20 protein-coding genes are annotated in these 18,602 nt (G+C 41.8%); 14 read left to right on the forward strand and 6 right to left on the reverse strand.

The features are described 5' to 3' along the window. Positions 1 to 23 precede the first annotated feature (23 nt). The 4 genes from recO (at position 24) to relA (ending at position 4,267) form a co-directional block, all read left to right on the forward strand. Positions 24 to 767 carry a DNA repair protein RecO gene (recO, locus tag ABKW31_RS00380; RefSeq protein ID WP_348614141.1) on the forward strand — a complete coding sequence of 248 codons (744 nt, stop codon included), beginning with the start codon at positions 24 to 26 and terminating at the stop codon, positions 765 to 767. Beyond that, on the forward strand, positions 760 to 1,494 hold the full coding sequence (gene pdxJ, locus ABKW31_RS00385) for a pyridoxine 5'-phosphate synthase (protein WP_348614142.1): 735 nt from the start codon (positions 760 to 762) through the stop codon (positions 1,492 to 1,494). The genes recO and pdxJ overlap by 8 nt, the downstream gene beginning before the upstream one ends. Positions 1,495 to 1,501: 7 nt before the next feature. Continuing rightward, positions 1,502 to 1,876, forward strand: a complete 375-nt coding sequence (gene acpS / locus ABKW31_RS00390) for a holo-ACP synthase (RefSeq protein ID WP_348614143.1) — start codon at positions 1,502 to 1,504, stop codon at positions 1,874 to 1,876. Positions 1,877 to 2,104: 228 nt separating this feature from the next. Then, positions 2,105 to 4,267, forward strand: coding sequence for a GTP diphosphokinase (relA, locus tag ABKW31_RS00395; RefSeq protein WP_348614144.1), 2,163 nt, complete (start codon positions 2,105 to 2,107; stop codon positions 4,265 to 4,267). Between the two features lie 42 nt (positions 4,268 to 4,309). Here the strand turns inward: relA and ABKW31_RS00400 are convergent, their stop codons facing one another. After that, the gene (locus ABKW31_RS00400; RefSeq protein ID WP_348614145.1) at positions 4,310 to 4,711 is read right to left on the reverse strand and encodes a hypothetical protein; all 402 of its coding nucleotides are present in this window, start codon (positions 4,709 to 4,711) and stop codon (positions 4,310 to 4,312) included. Between the two features lie 109 nt (positions 4,712 to 4,820). On the opposite strand from ABKW31_RS00400, the gene mazG reads away from it, so the two are divergent. Together mazG and ABKW31_RS00410 are read left to right on the forward strand one after the other, a co-directional pair. Further along, entirely contained in the window at positions 4,821 to 5,630 is an 810-nt protein-coding gene (mazG, locus tag ABKW31_RS00405; protein WP_348614146.1) for a nucleoside triphosphate pyrophosphohydrolase, read from the forward strand. Positions 5,631 to 5,778: 148 nt separating this feature from the next. After that, a complete protein-coding gene (locus ABKW31_RS00410) occupies positions 5,779 to 6,087 on the forward strand; it encodes a hypothetical protein (protein WP_348614147.1) in 309 nt (102 codons plus the stop codon). A gap of 107 nt (positions 6,088 to 6,194) precedes the next feature. Here ABKW31_RS00410 and ABKW31_RS00415 read toward each other — a convergent pair whose 3' ends face one another. Then, positions 6,195 to 8,294 (reverse strand): trypsin-like serine protease, encoded by a 2,100-nt coding sequence (locus tag ABKW31_RS00415; protein WP_348614148.1) that lies wholly within the window; start codon positions 8,292 to 8,294, stop codon positions 6,195 to 6,197. Positions 8,295 to 8,583: 289 nt separating this feature from the next. Between ABKW31_RS00415 and ABKW31_RS00420 the strand changes: the two genes are divergently transcribed. From ABKW31_RS00420 to ABKW31_RS00455, 8 genes are all read left to right on the forward strand, one after another. After that, positions 8,584 to 9,492 carry a DUF1295 domain-containing protein gene (locus ABKW31_RS00420; protein WP_348614150.1) on the forward strand — a complete coding sequence of 303 codons (909 nt, stop codon included), beginning with the start codon at positions 8,584 to 8,586 and terminating at the stop codon, positions 9,490 to 9,492. A 365-nt stretch (positions 9,493 to 9,857) separates the two neighbouring features. Next, entirely contained in the window at positions 9,858 to 10,286 is a 429-nt protein-coding gene (rplM, locus tag ABKW31_RS00425) for a 50S ribosomal protein L13 (RefSeq protein ID WP_348614151.1), read from the forward strand. 12 nt (positions 10,287 to 10,298) lie between these two features. After that, the gene (gene rpsI / locus ABKW31_RS00430) at positions 10,299 to 10,691 is read left to right on the forward strand and encodes a 30S ribosomal protein S9 (protein ID WP_348614152.1); all 393 of its coding nucleotides are present in this window, start codon (positions 10,299 to 10,301) and stop codon (positions 10,689 to 10,691) included. Between the two features lie 272 nt (positions 10,692 to 10,963). Then, positions 10,964 to 11,596, forward strand: a complete 633-nt coding sequence (petA, locus tag ABKW31_RS00435) for a ubiquinol-cytochrome c reductase iron-sulfur subunit (protein ID WP_348614153.1) — start codon at positions 10,964 to 10,966, stop codon at positions 11,594 to 11,596. A gap of 1 nt (position 11,597) precedes the next feature. Continuing rightward, entirely contained in the window at positions 11,598 to 12,866 is a 1,269-nt protein-coding gene (locus ABKW31_RS00440; RefSeq protein WP_348614154.1) for a cytochrome b N-terminal domain-containing protein, read from the forward strand. Continuing rightward, the gene (locus ABKW31_RS00445) at positions 12,863 to 13,597 is read left to right on the forward strand and encodes a cytochrome c1 (RefSeq protein WP_348614155.1); all 735 of its coding nucleotides are present in this window, start codon (positions 12,863 to 12,865) and stop codon (positions 13,595 to 13,597) included. The genes ABKW31_RS00440 and ABKW31_RS00445 overlap by 4 nt, the downstream gene beginning before the upstream one ends. 190 nt (positions 13,598 to 13,787) lie before the next feature. Further along, the gene (gene sspA / locus ABKW31_RS00450; RefSeq protein WP_348614156.1) at positions 13,788 to 14,420 is read left to right on the forward strand and encodes a stringent starvation protein SspA; all 633 of its coding nucleotides are present in this window, start codon (positions 13,788 to 13,790) and stop codon (positions 14,418 to 14,420) included. An 11-nt stretch (positions 14,421 to 14,431) separates the two neighbouring features. After that, positions 14,432 to 14,827, forward strand: a complete 396-nt coding sequence (locus tag ABKW31_RS00455) for a ClpXP protease specificity-enhancing factor (RefSeq protein ID WP_348614157.1) — start codon at positions 14,432 to 14,434, stop codon at positions 14,825 to 14,827. A 262-nt stretch (positions 14,828 to 15,089) separates the two neighbouring features. On the opposite strand, the gene ABKW31_RS00460 is transcribed toward ABKW31_RS00455, so the two are convergent. Genes ABKW31_RS00460 through ABKW31_RS00475 form a run of 4 tightly spaced genes read right to left on the reverse strand, consistent with a single transcriptional unit; the run spans position 15,090 to position 18,514 of the window. After that, positions 15,090 to 15,662, reverse strand: a complete 573-nt coding sequence (locus ABKW31_RS00460) for a BON domain-containing protein (protein WP_348614158.1) — start codon at positions 15,660 to 15,662, stop codon at positions 15,090 to 15,092. Between the two features lie 7 nt (positions 15,663 to 15,669). Further along, positions 15,670 to 16,266, reverse strand: a complete 597-nt coding sequence (locus ABKW31_RS00465; RefSeq protein WP_348614159.1) for a phosphoheptose isomerase — start codon at positions 16,264 to 16,266, stop codon at positions 15,670 to 15,672. Positions 16,267 to 16,302: 36 nt separating this feature from the next. Continuing rightward, entirely contained in the window at positions 16,303 to 16,677 is a 375-nt protein-coding gene (locus ABKW31_RS00470; protein ID WP_348614161.1) for a YraN family protein, read from the reverse strand. Further along, positions 16,664 to 18,514 carry a penicillin-binding protein activator gene (locus tag ABKW31_RS00475; RefSeq protein WP_348614162.1) on the reverse strand — a complete coding sequence of 617 codons (1,851 nt, stop codon included), beginning with the start codon at positions 18,512 to 18,514 and terminating at the stop codon, positions 16,664 to 16,666. The genes ABKW31_RS00470 and ABKW31_RS00475 overlap by 14 nt, the downstream gene beginning before the upstream one ends. Positions 18,515 to 18,602 lie beyond the last annotated feature (88 nt).

An 18,602-nucleotide genomic window follows, 5' to 3' on the forward strand; every position in this document is an offset into this window, starting at 1 on the left:
TTTTTAGATTGGGGTTTTAATACGTGTCTTCTACTGTACTTGCTGGATTTATCCTGCATCGGCGACCTTATAGGGAAACGAGTTTTTTACTGGATATTTTCAGTTTGGAATGGGGTTTGGTGAGTGCGGTAGGCAAAGGCATTCGAGGCAGTAAAAGCGATAAAAAAAGTTTATTACAGCCGTTTCAAGCTTTATTACTCGGTTTATCAGGCCGACACGAGCTGAAAAATTTGCAGCAAGTGGATGCCCTCGACGCCAGTTATAAACTCGAAGGACATTACTTATTCTCCGCAATGTATATCAATGAACTATTAAGCCGTTTATTAGCCAAAGAAATTCCCCAAGCTGATTTATATTATTTGTATCAAACAACCTTACAAGCGCTCGCGCAACAAGAAGCGATAGAGCCGCAGTTACGCCAATTTGAATTGTCATTAATTGCAGAGCTTGGTTACGGAATCGACTTTTTATACGATACAAATTCTGGTCAGGAAATTGAACCTTTTGCTTATTACAGCTTTATACATGAACAAGGATGGTTAAGGCTCAAGCAACAATACGCCGGTAATAATTGTTTTTTAGGTGAAAGCATTATGCAAATTAGTGATTTTGTTTGGACACCTGCCAGTTTACTGTGTGCCAAATATATTAGTCGTATGACCTTAGCCAAGTTGTTGGGTGATAAACCCTTAAAAAGTCGTGAGTTATTCAAACAAACTTGGTCGACTAGATTACCCGTTAATGTGGAGAATTTAATTAATGAATGACATTTATTTGGGGGTTAATATTGATCATATTGCCACCTTACGAAATGCTCGAGGAACGCTTTATCCCGATCCTGTGCACGCTGCAGAAATAGCTGAAAGAGCAGGGGCTGATGGTATTACCGTGCATCTGCGCGAGGACCGTCGTCATATAAACGACCGTGATGTTAATGTTCTCAAACAAACCATTCAAACCAGAATGAATTTAGAAATGGCCGTCACTGAAGAAATGTTATTAATCGCAGAGCATATCAAGCCAACCTATTGTTGTTTGGTGCCTGAAAAACGCCAAGAACTGACCACAGAAGGGGGACTTGATGTCGCAGGAAATCAAGTGGTCATTGGTGCTGCCTGTGCGCGATTAGCTGCGGCAGGCATATTAGTGTCTTTGTTTATTGACGCTGATCGTAGCCAAATAGATGCCGCTCATGCCTGCGGTGCTCCCTATATTGAAATCCACACCGGTCAATACGCTGAAGCCCATAGCGAAGCGTTACAACAAAGTGAGCTGGCTAAATTAGTCAGTGGTATAGAATACGCGCATTCTTTGGGCATTAAAGTTAATGCCGGTCATGGTCTAAACTATCATAATGTAAAACCCATTGCCGCAATCCCGCAGTTGTACGAGCTGAATATCGGTCACGCCATTATTGCTCGAGCCGCATTTGATGGTTTGCATCAAGCGGTAGTTGATATGCGCCGTTTAATGCAAGAAGCCCGTAAGTCGTAAGCCCAGTATGAGCATTGTAGGTTTGGGTACCGATATAGTCGAAATCGCACGAATTGATAAACAACTTATGCATTCAGAGCGACTTGCCCATCGAGTTTTAACAAAAAATGAGATGCAGACCTTTGAGCTACATAAGTTCAAAGCTCGTTTTTTGGCCAAACGTTTTGCCGCCAAAGAAGCTGCGGTAAAAGCATTGGGTGTCGGTATTGGCAATGGAGTCAGTTTTCATGACGTCGAAGTTGTTAACCTTGCCAGTGGCCAGCCGACCTTACGTTTTTATGGTAAATTTGCGCAATTATGTGAAGAGCGCGGTGTGAGTAACAGTTTTATCTCAATTTCAGATGAACAACACTATGCTGTTGCTACAGTAATATTGGAGTAGTGGACAAGGCGCCTGCACTTTTATAGTGCCTAAGCGTTTTTAAGGTGCGCTCGATGTTCATAAAAGAGGCGAATAGGCTAATTAATCCGCTTATTTACTTAGTTTAATGAATGAAAAATTGGCTCGTATTCTGAATGGTCTAGATTCAATAGCAGAAACAAATTCGAATATTAGCTAAGGCGTCTGCTCTTACTACGTCATTAACTAACAGTTACAGGACAACGTTGCATGGTTTCTATCCGCACTGTTCATCAACCACAAAGGCCTTCATTTGAAGAATGGCTGGCCAGTTTGAATTTGTCTACCACCACCAAACAAAAGTTACGCGAACTCTCTGATACTCCAGAAATTCTACTGATTGGACAGGAAATGGTGGAAATTCTGCATGAATTGCATATGGATGATGAAACCTTGCAGGCGTCGTTAATTTATCCCTATTGTGAAATGCATGAGTTAAGCGAAGAGCAAATATCTGAGCAGTTTGGCGAGGGTATTCAAAAACTGATTGTGGGTGTTAGGCGCATGGACGCCATTAAGTCCCTGCATACTCGGGCAAATAGCACCAGAAAGAATGATGAGACCCAAATTGATAATGTGCGGCGCATGTTATTGGCCATGGTTGAAGATGTAAGAGCGGTTGTTATCAAACTGGCTGAACGTATTTGTGCCTTACAGAAAGTCAAAAACGCGGATGAAGAAACCCGTGTATTGGTGGCTAGAGAGTGCGCTAGTATTTATGCACCTTTGGCCAATAGACTCGGAATTGGCCAATTAAAATGGGAATTAGAAGACCATTCATTTCGTTATTTGCATCCGGAAACGTATAAGCAGATTGCTTGTTTACTCGATGAAAAAAGAGCGGATCGTGAACAATATATTGATGATTTTGTTCACGAGTTGCAGGCGGTATTAGACGAACAGAACATTAAAGCTAAAGTCTATGGTCGACCCAAACACATCTACAGCATCTGGAAGAAGATGCAGAAAAAACATTTAAGCTTTGATCAACTTTATGACATTCGTGCGGTGCGTATTATTGCAGAACGTTTGCAGGATTGTTATGCGGCTCTGGGTGTGGTGCATGCTAATTGGAAGCACATTCCCAACGAATTTGATGATTACATCGCGACCCCTAAACCGAATGGCTATCAATCGATTCATACCGTTACCTTGGGCAAGCAGGGTAAAACCATCGAAATTCAAATTCGTACCGGTAAAATGCATGAAGATGCCGAGTTAGGCGTGGCAGCTCACTGGCGCTACAAAGAGGGGGCTGCGGTCAGTCGTACCGCCTATGAAGAGCGGATCAACTGGTTACGTAAAATTTTGCAGTGGCAAGAAGAGGTCGCCGAGTCTGGCGACTTAGTAGAAGAACTGCGTAGTCAGGTATTTGATGATCGTGTTTATGTTTTTACCCCTAAAGGCGATGTTGTAGACTTACCCTTAGGCTCTACGCCCCTAGATTTTGCTTACTATATTCACAGCAATGTTGGCCATCGTTGCATCGGCGCTAAAATTAGTGGGCGTATTGTACCCTTTACCTATCAATTACAAACCGGCGATCAAGTTGATATCTTAACGGGCAAACGCTCTAATCCAAGTCGAGATTGGATGCACCCAGGATTAGGCTATGTGCATTCTTCAAGGGCAAGAGCCAAGATACACAGCTATTTTAAGAAGCAAGACAGGGATAAAAACTTAGTTGCCGGCAAAGAATTGTTAGATCGGGAATTAGTTAAGGTGAGTATCAACGCGAAAGACGCCGTGGAGGCAGTATCTCGTTTTAATATGCAAAATGTAGATGATTTATATGCCGCTTTGGGAGCGGGCGATATTCGCCTAATGCAAGTGGTTAATTTCTTAGTGCAAAGGCTTGAGCCCCTACCCACGATTGACCAAAAGATTAAGGCGAGAAAACCGCAAGCAGATAAGTATAAAAAAGATACTGTGGTGGTGGAAGGTGTTGGTAATTTATTAACGCAAATTGCGGGTTGCTGTCAGCCTTTGCCCGGAGAGCCTATTATGGGCTACATCACGCAAGGCAGAGGGGTGAGTGTTCACCGCGAAGATTGCGACCAGTTAAGCCATTTACTCGATCAGCATCCTGAAAGACAAATTGATGTGAATTGGGCGAGCAATGTTAAGGCCGCATTTAAGACCGAGTTAGATGTTTATTGCGTTGACCGAGATGGTATATTGCGTGATATCACCACAGTACTTGCCAATGAGAAAGTGGGATTGTTAGGGGTGAACAGCTTAAGCGATACTAGCAAACATACGGCTAAAATAAAGATAAGTCTTGAAGTAAAAGACCTCAATAGTTTAGCTAAAACTATGGTTAAAATTCAGCAGATTAAAGGCATATCTGAGGTGCTTCGAGCAGACAATTAACTTTTACTACCACACCCAGATAATCATTGTTTTGTCTGGGTATCAAAAACCGTAGCCAAAATTGAACCAAATAACATCTTTAGTATTGCCTGAAAATAAAAATCCATCTCCATCATCCTTGGGCATATGGCCCAAGTCTAAACCCAGCCGAATGCCAGAATTGGGATCATCAAAATAATAATTGATATTCGCCGAGTAGACACTGCGAATGGTTTCGGTATAGGTAAGGCCCAGAGACCAATGTTGGTTTAATTGGTAATCATAACCCGCGGCCGCGCCAAGAATACCTATTGCTCCGCGAAAACGATGTTCTTCATTTTGGTAGCTTAGTTGATAACCGATAAAGCCGGCATATTGCAAACCAATACCAACTGCATGATTGAGTTCGCTGGCTTTCAAAGGCAGCGCTGGCAATAAACTCAGTAATAGTAAAATTTTCTTCATTTTATGTTTTAGCAATTGATTAAAAAACGCAGGCTACATTAGATTTCAATCTCAAGATAGCGCTATCATTGGCCAAAGTTTATCCAAAAAATAATAGTGACCATTACTTATGTTGAATACTCACTCATCAATCGAAAAACTCCGTTGGATTATGCAACAACTAAGAGATCCGCATACGGGATGCCCATGGGATAGTAAACAAACGTTTGCTAGCATAGTGCCTTACACAATCGAAGAGGCTTATGAAGTCGCGGACGCAATCGAAAGTGGCAACATGGAAGAGGTAAAAGATGAGCTAGCAGACTTATTATTTCAAGTCATTTTTTATGCACAACTTGGTCAAGAACAAGATCACTTTGATTTTGAAAGCATTGCTCAACATCTTATTGAAAAGCTTATACGTCGTCATCCCCATGTATTTGATAAAAAAATACAACTATCAGAGGATGAGTTAAACACGCAATGGAATGCTATCAAATCACAAGAGCGTCTGCATAAATCTGTGGTCAGTGATAATAGTATTTTGGCTGATATTCCAAGTGGTATGGCACCCTTGATACGGGCGCAAAAAATCCAGCAAAAATGTGCCAAAGTAGGGTTTGATTGGAAGGAACTGCATGGCGTAGTGGATAAAATTTATGAGGAGATTGATGAAGTCCTTGTTGAAGTTAACGCGCCACAAGTCAAGGAGGATGCCATTGAAGAAGAAATCGGCGATTTATTGTTTGCGGTGGTTAATTTAGCTAGGCATACCAAAGTTAATGCAGAAACTGCGCTAGTCAAAGCGAATAGGAAATTCGAACAACGTTTTAGGTTATTAGAACAGCACTTTTTTCAAAAGGGACAAGATATTTCAAGCCGCAGCGAGCAAGAGTTAGAAGACGTATGGCAGCAAGTAAAAGTACAACTTAAAACCTAAATAGCATGGAAATAACGCAGAAAAGTACAGTAATTTAAACTTTTTTGTTTTGCGCAACGACTTACTTAACCTGAACCCTTGGATAATGAGTGGCGCTGCTTATCCAAACTTCAGTTTTTGTAACAATGACACCAAGGAGATTGTCAACGTGAGCTGGTTATTATTATTGAGCATGATGTCTGGGATAGAAAGCGCGGCAGCAAGCGCGGCTTTGATTGAAATACGCGAAGTTAACATACAATGTCGACAAATCATTAACTGTCCTTATAAGACCATTAATATTGTTGATCAGAGTTGTAGTCATGATACAAATTTCTTGTTAGACAGTCCGTTCGATTGGGTGCAGTTACCATTTCGAATCCCACAAAAAAGTGACTTAGCTTCTGCCCACAAAACGCATTATTTACAGAACTCACCAACTTGGAAAATGTTGCAACGTGAATTTCCGGTCCGTTAGGATAAAGACCAACTGAAACGCTAATGTTTTGACAACAGGCTAGACAGCGTTTCTTATTCAATAATGTTGAAGGAAGCCCACAACGCCTAAACGCTGTGGGCTATAAGTCAGCTTATTTTTCTTCTTGTTATTCCCCAAAAGCCTATCAAACATAAAATACTTAACCAACTCGCAGTACCACCACCGCCGCCCGTTGATGGAGTCAGGGGAGTGGTAGGAATTGGTGTAACCTGAGTTGGGGTAAACACGACATTGCGCACATAGGCTTTATCGTCGCCTGCGATAGTTGCAGGATCTTTACGATAAACCCAAGTGATAATACTGCTGTCATCCTCTAGTGTGATCGTTGGATAAGACTCAAAAGCAACTTCACCCGATATAAAGGTTTGTAATTCGTTGTTAACATACAGATATAAAGCATCGTAGGGATCTGTTGGGTCGTCTACATTTTCTTCTGACGAAACGGACCATTGAAAACTAAAGCTACCTTTACCCACAACATAAGCGCTTAATATACTTTGTTGATCGTTACCAATAATACCACTTTGCACACCTGAGCCTGTGTTGTTGGCAAGCCAAGGACGATTACCACCTGAATACCAAGTCACACTACTATTCGTAGAGCCTGCCACACCGCTTAAGGCTGCAGCTGTATTGATGCTTTGTGTCGATAATAAAGCGCTACTGGCAGGCACTGCCGGATTGTTGGTAATGATGGTTACGCTGGCATTTTGTTCGCCAGCCTGAGTCGGATTAAGATTGACTTTTAGTTCGCAACCGCCGCCTGCTGCAACATTATTACAGGTGTTGCTACCTAAACTAAAGGCGCTGCTACCACTAATTGTAAAGCTCAAGTCAACCACAAAAGTTGAATTATTGACTAACTGTAAGGTGCTCTCTTGAGTCACTCCTAAGGGCGATACGCCAAAATCTTCGATCTGGGTAATGGCAATCCCTGTTTGGAGGGTATTTAACCATTCTGAAAATTCAGCAACCCGGGTAAATACACCAGGATAGCCCGCTTCAGCACAGCCTATACCCCAACTCACTATGCCAACTTGCTCTGGGCCAGTGCCGGTTTGCACTACAAGAGGACCGCCACTATCGCCCTGACAAGAACCTTTACCAAAACTTGATTGTGTGGCACAAATCATTCTATCGGTGATGCCCGTATTCTGGACTGTGGTGTCTAATGACTGCGCTAAAATAGCGCGACATTCGTCATTAGTGGCAAGATTAAGGTCTACCTCATGTAAGATATCAGGAAAATCTGAGGTCGGACCCTCACCAGGTGCATAACCTACTCGTCCTCCCCAACCAGCTACTAGGGCAGGGCTGTTTTCAATGGCATAAAGATCCGTCGTATTCTTGCTTGCCAGTTTAATCGCAGGGGAGTCAACAGAGGAAACTAACTCAACTAAGGCAATGTCGTAATCAATCGCATCGGCATCGTATTGGGGATGGATATAAATATTTTTGATGGCGGTGGCATTGGCCGCACCATCTGACAAGTCGTATTCACCCACATTCATTTTAAATAATGAAGCTGATGCTGAATCAACACAATGTGCAGCGGTCAGTACCCATTTGTCGCCTAAAAAGCTAGCGCCGCAAGAGGCGTCTTGTTGGATTTCAGAACTCGCCGAAACACTGACTTCAGCTAGTTTGCCTTCCATCTCTAACAGTAACAAGCCATCGCTGCGCGTGACTGAAACCACTGGAATAGTGCCGCTAAAATCTGCGCCTAGGGTACCTGATATCTCGCCTACTTCATTATTGTAGATAATGACAGCAACCCCACCTCCGGCTTCACAATTGAGCGCTTTTTCAGAGAAATTAATATTGCCTCTTTCTATTAAACAGACTTTTGCGTCGGCATTAACACAAGTTGTGTCGCCCAACCCGCAACTGATTAGTGGCCCACTCGCATTGCCGGCAGAACCTTCACTAAAGTAACCAGAAGGGTAACTTTGATTATCTACCCGTAACGAGGTGGTGAAATCTTCAAATGTAAATACAAAAGCAGTCATCCAAGGCCAGTCATTTGCTTGAGCTTCTTGACCACCGACAATCTGCGTGGAGGCTAAACTTGTTTTGCTTTGCGAGGTAGCGGGGCTGTCTACTTTACTGGCAAACAGCGAGCTTGAAAAAACACTAAGACTGCAAATCAGCCCTATTAATAATGCTGAACTTATGTTTTTTTTCATGTTAATCCTTCTTACAACAACTTTAATTATGTCTTAAAAACCCGAGTTTAAACCACTTATGCTGTGAGTTGATACTTGAACCTGCCCTGCAGCGATTAGTTTGAAGCCATTTTTGGACGTATTTGTTGACATTCGAGCCCTAAATATCTCGTTTTAAGAGACCAATGATATTGATGTTTCAATACGCAGTAATGAGATTAAAGGTTTAGCGTTGTTTTTCGAAAAGGACTAATCTAAATATCCACCTATACACGTAGTGCCTATTAAGAATAATGATAGTGAAGTTTCGATGACTAAAATCCAAAGTACAGCGGTGTTGATTTTTGTGGTGATGATTGCCTTTGGAGTGGCTTGGGCGGGAGGGCAAAACACCCCTCTTATTCCGCTAGGTTTTGGCTTTTCTTTATCCCTTATTATGGTCGCGACTTTATTGGTCTTTATAATTCAATGGTTAGCCTTTATTCCTGCATTTATCAAAAGAACCGAACACTTTTACGATTTAGTCGGTGGCATGACCTATCTTCTTTTTATCGGTGGTGTCTTTGTTTTTAGTCAACAAGCAGACCTACGTGCCATAATCCTAACGACTTTGGTGAGTATTTGGGCACTGAGACTATCGATATTTTTATTTAAACGGGTTGGCCAAGATGGCTCTGACTCGCGCTTTGATTCGATCAAACATAATTTTATGTCATTTTTGGTTGCTTGGACCACCCAAGGGCTCTGGGTTGTAATCACTGCGGGGTGTGCCGCTGCTGCTATCAGTTCGAATCAAAAGGTCGGACTGACGTTTATTGATGTATTAGCCTTGGCTGTATGGTTGGTGGGTTTTAGCATTGAAGTGATTGCAGATCGTCAGAAACGTCAATTTAAACGACAAAAACAAAAAAACAATCCTTTTATTTGTCAAGGTTTGTGGCGCTACTCGCGGCATCCTAACTATTTTGGCGAAATCTTATTATGGATTGGTCTTGCCCTATTGGCATTTCCTGCTCTAAGTGGCTGGCAGTATCTGACGCTGATTTCACCCTTATTTGTCATTTTGCTGTTAACTAAGATAAGCGGAATTCCTTTGCTTGAAGCCAAAGCAGATAAGCGCTGGCATGATTTAATGGAGTATCAAGACTATAAAAAGTCTACACCAGTGCTAGTACCAAGCTTTTCAAGCTTGTGGTCAAAAACGTCCCAAGATCATTAGTTGAAAAGCAAAAACAACCGTATTTATCTAATCATTGCGGGTCATCAAGCTTCTGGTCTACAAGACATAACTAGCGCCAGCTGGGCTTTGCTCAAATAAACAAGCCATAATGTAATATATTGCAGAGACTTATTATTTTTGTTGGGACAGAGGAAATTTACATAAATAGTCTCGCGTTTTTAGTTATCTTCTGTATAATCCGCGACCTGCCCAGTTACCCCCACTTTGGGAAAGTGGAAGAATCGATCGACTCGAAGGGGTCAAGACATTGATTTTAAGCGGTTTCTGGCAGTGAGAGAACTACTTTGTAATTCTTTTAACTGACTGAAACTAAGTAACATACATAATTTTTTGGGTAATTTTAGATGAAAACTTTTGTTGCAAAGCCTGAAACGGTAAAACGTGAATGGTTTGTGGTTGATGCCACAAATAAAACATTAGGTCGCATGGCGACTGAAATCGCAAGCCGCTTACGCGGTAAGCACAAACCTGAGTACACTCCTCATGTGGACACAGGTGACTACATTGTAGTGATCAATGCTGAGAAAGTACGTGTTACTGGTAATAAAGCCAAAGGCAAAATTTACTACTCACACACTGGTTATCCAGGCGGTCTTAAAGAGACTAACTTTGAAAAGTTACAAGCCCACAAACCAGAGATGATCATTGAAAAAGCGGTTAAAGGTATGTTGCCAAAAGGTCCTCTTGGACGTGACATGTTCCGCAAAATGAAAGTCTACGCTGGACCTGAGCATAATCATGCTGCTCAACAGCCTCAAGTTTTAGACCTTTAAGGAGCATAACACATGGCAGATAATCAATATTACGGCACAGGCCGCCGCAAAACTTCTACCGCTCGTGTTTTTCTTCGTGCAGGTAGCGGAAACATTGTGGTAAACAAACGTCCTTTAGATGTATTCTTTGGTCGTGAAACAGCACGTATGATCGTACGTCAACCTCTTGAATTGTTAGAAATGACAGAGAAGTTTGATTTGTACGTGACAGTAGCCGGTGGTGGTATCAGCGGTCAAGCTGGTGCAATTCGTCACGGCATTACTCGTGCATTAATGGAATTTGACGAAACACTTCGTCCAGCACTACGTACTGCGGGTTTTGTTACTCGTGATGCACGTAAAGTTGAGCGTAAGAAAGTCGGTCTTCATAAAGCACGTAAGAAACCGCAATTCTCTAAACGTTAATCGTTGGAGAAATCAGATTCAAAGACCCAGCTTTTGCTGGGTTTTTTTTGTGTATTATTTGAGCAAATTAAAATTGATTAGCCGAAAATCGATAGTCATTAAGCTAAGTATCAGTAATTCTTCGATTAATTGACGAAAGCCTTGTCTTTTGTGTGGGTTTTCTTTTATCATTTTCGGTTAATAGTAAAACCGTTACGTCTATTTTTGAGTATCAACAATTATTACTCTCAATTAGCTAAGTTTAAGCAAATGCAACCCTCGGAGAAAAGTGGATGAGCAAAGTATCTTTAGATGCGCATGATTCGTCTGGAGCCGAAAACCAACCTCAAGATAGCAGCCGTCGACGTTTTTTAACTGTCGCTACTTCTGTCGTGGGCGGTGTCGGTGTGGTTGGCGCAGCTGTGCCTTTTATTGGTTCGTGGAATCCCAGTGTTAAGGCCAAAGCGGCTGGTGCTGATGTTGAAGCTGATATCAGTAAAATGGAACCTGGACAGCAAATCATCGTAGTCTGGCGCAGTAAACCGGTGTGGATCGTCAGGCGTACTCCTGAATTGTTGGCTTCTTTAGCCAATGATGAAGATCAACTTAAAGATCCTGAATCACAAGAGCCACAACAACCCGCCTTTGCGCAAAATCGCTACCGTTCGTTAAAAGAAGAATATTTAGTGCTGGTCGGCATTTGCACACATTTAGGCTGTTCTCCGAAACATTTAAAAGACGGCGAATTTGAGGAATATGTTGAAGGTGTGCCTGAGGGCTTTTTCTGCCCTTGTCATGGTTCTAAGTTTGATATGGCTGGTCGAGTATTCCAAAATGTACCTGCACCACTAAACTTGGTTGTGCCACCCTATACATTCGTGGACGACAACACTATTTTGATTGGTTCAGAAGAGGGGGCAGCATAATATGTGGAAAAATTTAATGGGATGGATTGAGTATCGTTTACCGATCATGCGTGTGGCTAACCAACACGCTATTCAATACCCCGCTCCGCGCAATATGAATTTCTGGTACATGTTTGGCTTCTTAGCCACCATCGTACTAGTTAACCAAATTGTTACCGGTATTTGGTTAACCATGAGTTACAACCCCACTGCTGAGGGCGCCTTTGCCTCAGTAGAATACATCATGCGTGATGTAGATTACGGCTGGATCTTACGTTATATGCACAGTACAGGCGCTTCTGCGTTCTTTATTGTGGTGTACTTACACATGTTCCGCGGCATGATTTATGGCTCGTATCAAAAACCACGAGAGTTGCTATGGTTGTTTGGTATGTTTATTTACATAGCGTTGATGGCTGAAGCCTTTATGGGCTATGTATTACCATGGGGTCAGATGTCCTACTGGGGTGCTCAAGTAATCGTATCATTGTTTAGTGCTATACCTGTTATTGGTCCGGATTTGGTTATTTGGATCCAAGGTGACTACGTTATCTCTGGTGCAACACTCAATCGCTTCTTTGCACTACACGTTATTGCATTGCCATTAGTTATTGTTATTTTGGTATTTTTACATATCGTTGCATTGCATGAAGTGGGCTCGAATAACCCTGACGGAACCGACGTAAAACGTAAAAAAGGCTCGTTAAAAGAAGAAGAAAAAACCAAATTCAAAATTCATGAATACTATACAGACAAGTACGACATCATTGATGACATCGTACCTTTCTTCCCACACATCGTATTAAAAGATTTGGTGGGCTTTGCCTTCTTCTTGTTGGCTTTTTGCTACGTCATGTTCTTTAACCCAGGTATGGGGGGCTATTTCTTAGAGCATCCTAACTTTGAGATTGCTAACAACTTGAAAACCCCTGCGCATATTTTCCCTGTGTGGTATTTCACGCCTTTCTATGCAATTTTGAAGGCAGTGCCTGACAAGCTGCTAGGTGTTATTGCAATGTTTAGCGCGATTATCGCCTTAGCCCTACTGCCATGGATTGATCGTGGTAAAGTGAAGTCTTGGCGTTACCGTTGTGGCCTACACAAGTGGAACCTGATGATTTTTGCTGCTGTCTTTATTTTCCTAGGTTATTTAGGTGGGACGCCACAAGAGAACTGGAAAATCACCGCATCACAAATTGCCACTATTATGTATTTCGGCTTCTTTGTCCTGCTGTTTATTTACAGTAAAAATGAGAAGTGTAAGCCGGTTCCAGCGAGGATCACAGAATGAGAAAACTATTAATCCTTTTGTCATTAGTGTTTCCCATCAGCGTATATGCCGCTGGTGGTGGAGCCCATTTGGATAAAGCTGAATATGACTTAACCGATAAAGCCTCTTTACAAAAAGGTATGCAGCTATTTAACAACTACTGCCTCGGCTGTCATCAAATGCAATATCAGCGTTATCAACGTTCGTTTCAAGACTTAGATATTCCAATTGAGCTAGGTGCTGAAAACTTAATGTTTACTCAAGAAAAAGCTGGCGAACACATTACTAACGCAATGCCTGCTGAGTCGGCTGCTAAGTGGTTCGGTGCGCCCCCACCAGATTTAACTTTGGTTGCTCGTGTGCGTGGTGCTGATTGGATCTACACTTATTTGCGTACCTTTTATGCAGATGACAGCCGTCCTTTTGGGGTTAATAATTTAGTCTTTCCTGAAGTTGGAATGCCGCACGTTTTGCAAGAGCTGCAAGGTCTGCCTCGAAAAGCAACTGAAGAACATATGGTTGACGGAGAGATGGTTGAACGCCACGTTGGGTTAAAAACAGATGGCTCAGGTGTTATGACTACAGAAGAATATGATGCTGCAGTTTTAGATATAGTCAATTACCTCGTCTATACCGGTGAGCCTACTCGCTTGGAATCAGAAGCTATTGGCCGCTATGTGTTGTTGTTTCTCTTAGTGTTACTGGTACTAGTTTATTTACTGAAAAAAGAATATTGGCGAGATGTTCATTAATTTGCCGAACGTATCGGCAAAAAATAATGTATAATCCGCAAAATTTTATGGTAAGGGGCGAATAGCCCCTTTCTTTTCAGTTTTAGTCTATGTTGCCACGCTAGTAGAAAGCCCTAAAAGCCTGCTAAGTTGGTTCAAGTGTATATCTGAATAAAGCGGATATAGGAAAGATATTTTAGGAGAGAGTTAAATGGCTGTAGCCACCAATAAACGTTCTATCATGACGTTGTTTTCAGATACTTTAGATATTTACAGTCACCAAGCCAGGATTGTTTTGGCTGAAAAAGGCGTAGGTGTAGAGATTTGTTATACCGACCCTAACAATTTGCCAGAAGACCTGATCGACCTCAACCCTTATGGCACAGTACCAACTTTAGTAGACAGAGAATTGGTCTTATATAATTCTCATATCATTATGGAATATTTAGATGAGCGTTTTCCTCATCCACCGTTAATGCCTGTTTATCCTGTTTCTCGCGGTCAGAGTCGTTTGACTATGCACAGAATACAAACTAACTGGTATGCGCTTGCTGAGCAAATTCTTCAAGCTAAAGGTGATATAGAAGCTGCTCGTAATGAATTACGTGAAGCGATTCTAAGTCTTGCACCTTTATTTGCTGAAACACCATTCTTTATGAGCGAAGAGTTCAGTTTGGTTGATTGTTATTTAGCGCCTCTGTTGTGGCGTCTACCTGCATTGAAGATAGAATTAGTGGGTAATGGCAGTAAAGATGTGCGCGCTTACATGAAACGTATATTTGAACGTAGTTCATTCAAAGCATCTTTGACAGACCAAGAACGTGAAATTCACAATCCATTATAATTATTAAGACAATGACGCCGAATCAACCTTATTTATTGCGGGCTTTTTACGAATGGATTGTGGATAACAATCTTACTCCGTATCTAGTTGTTAATGCCACTTACCCAGGCACACAGGTTCCTCAGGAACATGTGCAAGCAGGGCAAATCGTATTGAACGTATCCCCCAGTTCAACTGGTAAGATGTTATTGGGTAATCATGAGATTACCTTTGACGCTCGTTTTGGTGGCGTACCACGCAGCTTGGTGATCCCTTGTAAAGCGGTGTTGGCAATTTATGCAAAAGAAAATGGTGCGGGTACCGTATTTACGCCAGAAGACGAAATAGACTCCGACGAGCCAGATATGACGGCACAGCCAGAAAAACCAACTAAAAAGGGCAAACCGACCTTAACAGTGGTGAAGTAAGGTAGTCACTAGGTGATTACGTTTCAATTAATAATAAAAAAGGGGCAACGAAAGTTGCCCCTTTTTTATTATCTGATGCTAATTATAATGCTTTGGGTAGCCGCATCAACTTCCACTGTCCTTTGCTCTATTCCTCATAGTCAGAATTTTATGCCTTGTTACGGCATATAAACCTGCAAATAAGTATCATGAGTAGCGGCAATGCTGTAGCCGCCTATACCCACTTGCCAATATACCGAGACCTTAGGTCTTGAGCTAAGTTTTACAAATATTCGAAGGCTTTTACTACTTGCTTTACACCATCAATATTGCGGGTGATATCTACCGCAATGTTGGCTTCTTCTTGGCTGACTAAACCCATTAGGAATACTTCACTATTTTCTACTTCTATTTCAATATTAAGTCCATCAATTCGTTTATCAGCAATAAGTTGGGTTTTTACTTTTGAAGACAACCAAAGGTCTTTGGCAGAGTCACTAGTCGATATAGGGGAGCCCAAGCGAATTTGATTGTGCAACTTTTTGATGTTTTTGACTGAATTGGCAGTTTGCTGCGCCAACTGAATAAGTTCATTGCTTGGCGCTTGGCCAACCAATAAAGCGGTACCATTGAATACTTGCACTGTTATGCTGGTTTGATTCTTTAAGGCTTCAACTTCACTAAGGGCTACTGAGATCCGGCTAGCAGCGGTTTTGTCATCCACTTGTGCGCCCAAAGTTCTTCTGTCGTGGGCCGCGGAAGCCGCACCAACTCCAGCTCCCACAACGAGAGCAGCACAACCTTGAAGGCTTATAAGCACGGCAATCAACACCAAAGAAAGCTTATTTTTTTGCATTAACACCTTAATACTCCTGTAAATTTTGTGGGAATAAACAATCATCTATTCCTTCGCAGAGACAATGAACAATCATAAAATGAACCTCTTGAATACGCGAAGTACGGTTAGACGGTACTCTAATTTCAACATCGTTTTCACCAAGTAAACCAGCCATTTCACCGCCGTCACGGCCAGTTAAAGCCACAATAGTCATATCTCGACTCAGGGCAGCCTCCATGGCATTGATCAAATTACGTGATTGTCCAGTTGTTGACATCACCAGTAATATATCACCTGCTTGTCCTAGCGCTCTGACTTGTTTTGAATATACTTCGTCAAAATGAAAATCATTGGCAATACTGGTAATAGTGGCACTGTCTGAAGTTAATGCCAAAGCCGGCAAGCTTGGTCTGTCACGCTCATAACGGTTTAACAGCAATGAAGCAAAATGCTGGGAACTTACTGCTGATCCACCATTACCACAACAGAGGATTTTCTGACCATTAACCAAGGCATTGACCATCATAAATGTGGCTGCCGCAATTGCATCAGAAAGCAGTTCCATTGATGCAATATTGATTTGGATGCTTTCATTAAAATTAGCCTTGATATTCTCTACCATTTTGTTCCTTTTTGTGTGCTATTCGGCACGATATATTTATACATTTTGTAACCAAGTGTACTTTGTTTGGCCCTGCACATTTGCATCTAAACCAATAATATCAATTCGGTGGTCTATTTGGCTTGGATTAAGCTTGTGTTGATGCAAATAATGGGCAATAGCAGATTCAAATTTACGCCGTTTAGTGGCATGAAAATACTCAATCGCCGCGCCAAAGTCAGACCTACTTCTATATTTAACTTCAATAAAAACTAAGGTTTGATGGTCTCGCATGACCAAGTCTATCTCACCGCTGCGACAGCGATAATTCTGCATTAGATAAACCAGTCCTTGTTCTTCTAGGTATTGTTTTGCTAGTTTCTCAGCTTGCTCGCCGATTAGGGGAGATAGCGCCTGCTTAATCCATTGCAAGAACCGATACTCTGTCTTGAACAATCTGGGCTAAGGGCAAATGACGATGTAACACGCCATCGGCTGTCACACTCAGTTCTCCCGTTAAACCTGATTTAGTGATTTGTGGCAAGGTTTGAAGTTGACGCAAATTACCAATTAATTCGTAAGCATCATAACCCATGGCAAAGAGGCGTAATAATGCGTCTAAACGTTGTGGCCACAGTTCGTTGGTTTGATTCGCTAATTCGCTCCACTGATGGCCAGGTAACATCCAAGGCATGTCGCTAAAGGTTAGATTACGTAAATCCCGCAAGCTGTTTTTGCTTAACTCTAGGCTGTAACTGCGTGATGAGGCAAATACCGCCAAACTCCCTGCAGAAGAGGGGCTTAAACTAGCTTCAATAATGGGGTTAAGTAACTCTGTTTGCTCCGGGTTGGCAAATAAAATCATAACATCAATGTCTAAACGGTTGCGCTCTACACTGAAGACTTCGATGTCAGCAACGTTTTCCATTTGTTTTATTCTGGCTTTACTTTGCGCAACGTCTAACAAAGACTCTACTTGTTCTCGCATGTCTTTACTGTCAGAAAAAACAGCAACATCGGGTTGTCTTTGGCCGGCTGAATCTTTCATCCACGAGTTCATAAAAGCCTCAGTCATTCGACTTGTAACGCTGTTATCAGCCGTAAATATAATCGGACGTTTATAACCCTTATGTTTAATATATTGAGCGAGTTGTTCCGCTTCATCCTCTGGTGCTAAGGCATAAAAATAATGCTCTTTTTTGGCTAACGGCATAGTATTTTCGAATATTGGATTCGAGTTATTCTTACTCTCATTTTCAATGCGATTAAGTGCCAACATAATTTTATCGGCGGGGAGTAGTTCGGTTAAACCATTAATACTTTCTTTTAATAGAGGTCCTAATACAAAATCATAGTCTGCGACTAGGTCATTTAATTCTTGGGGAGTTTTTAAAGCCGAATCAAAGAAATTAAGTTGTCGATAATTGGGTGATGCAGACTGTGAAGTGTTATTTATACTAACCGCTTCAGAAGGCGGAATTAACGCCTCGGGTAAATTATTCAAGTAGGCCGCTAATATGCCTTCTTTAAGTGCTAAACCTTGACTCGACAGTCTGCCACTTAAGGGCAGTAGTACCGCAATTCTAAAGGGTTTTATTGGCGTTTTTTGAAGACTTAAACTGACCTCTGCGGGTAATTGACGAGCGAGGGCAGAATCACCAAAACGGCTTTGCCAGTTTACAATCTGCTCGGCAAGAAGAGCAGGTTCAAGGCCATAGGTGTGCACGATTAGACTAAGTTGTAACCAGGCTTGTAATTGAGTATTGCGTAGTTTTTCATTTCTGAGTTCTTTGATGCTCAGATTTTTTAACCATTGCCAAATTTGTTGACTCTTTGCAATGTCGTCGCCATCCGTTTTTAATAGGGCTTCACTGGCTTTTATCCAAGCCTGTTGTTGGCTATAAAGAGTGGCTTGCAGATGAAAAACTCGCTGCTCATAGCCAATTACAGGTACGAGCTTAGCAAGCAGTAAATCGCGATGTTCATATACCTCAGGGCGCTGCAGCGTTATTAAACATTCTGTGCTAAGGATTTGGGCAATGTGTTTATGTTGTTGAGATTGCAAACTGCTGTCCAATATTTGCAACAATTTTAAGCTTTTTACACAGTCACCTTGTTGTTGCAATAAATCAGCGGCTTTTAATAAAAGCTCATCGCGTTTCTCAGTTGAACCGGTTTGCGCAAATACGACTTCAGCTCTTTTTAAATAATCAACATTTTCAATAATTTGCGGAGTTTCTTCTAGCCTTTGTTCTTCCTTGACTGGCATATTAGTGCGCGTTGTCGGTGCGCTACATGCGACGATAAAAAAGCTAATTAGTATTATTGATAAAAATCTAGACAAACCCATGTCACAA

Origin of the sequence: Paraglaciecola sp. 25GB23A (assembly GCF_040012495.1) — a bacterium.
Taxonomy (GTDB): domain Bacteria; phylum Pseudomonadota; class Gammaproteobacteria; order Enterobacterales; family Alteromonadaceae; genus Paraglaciecola.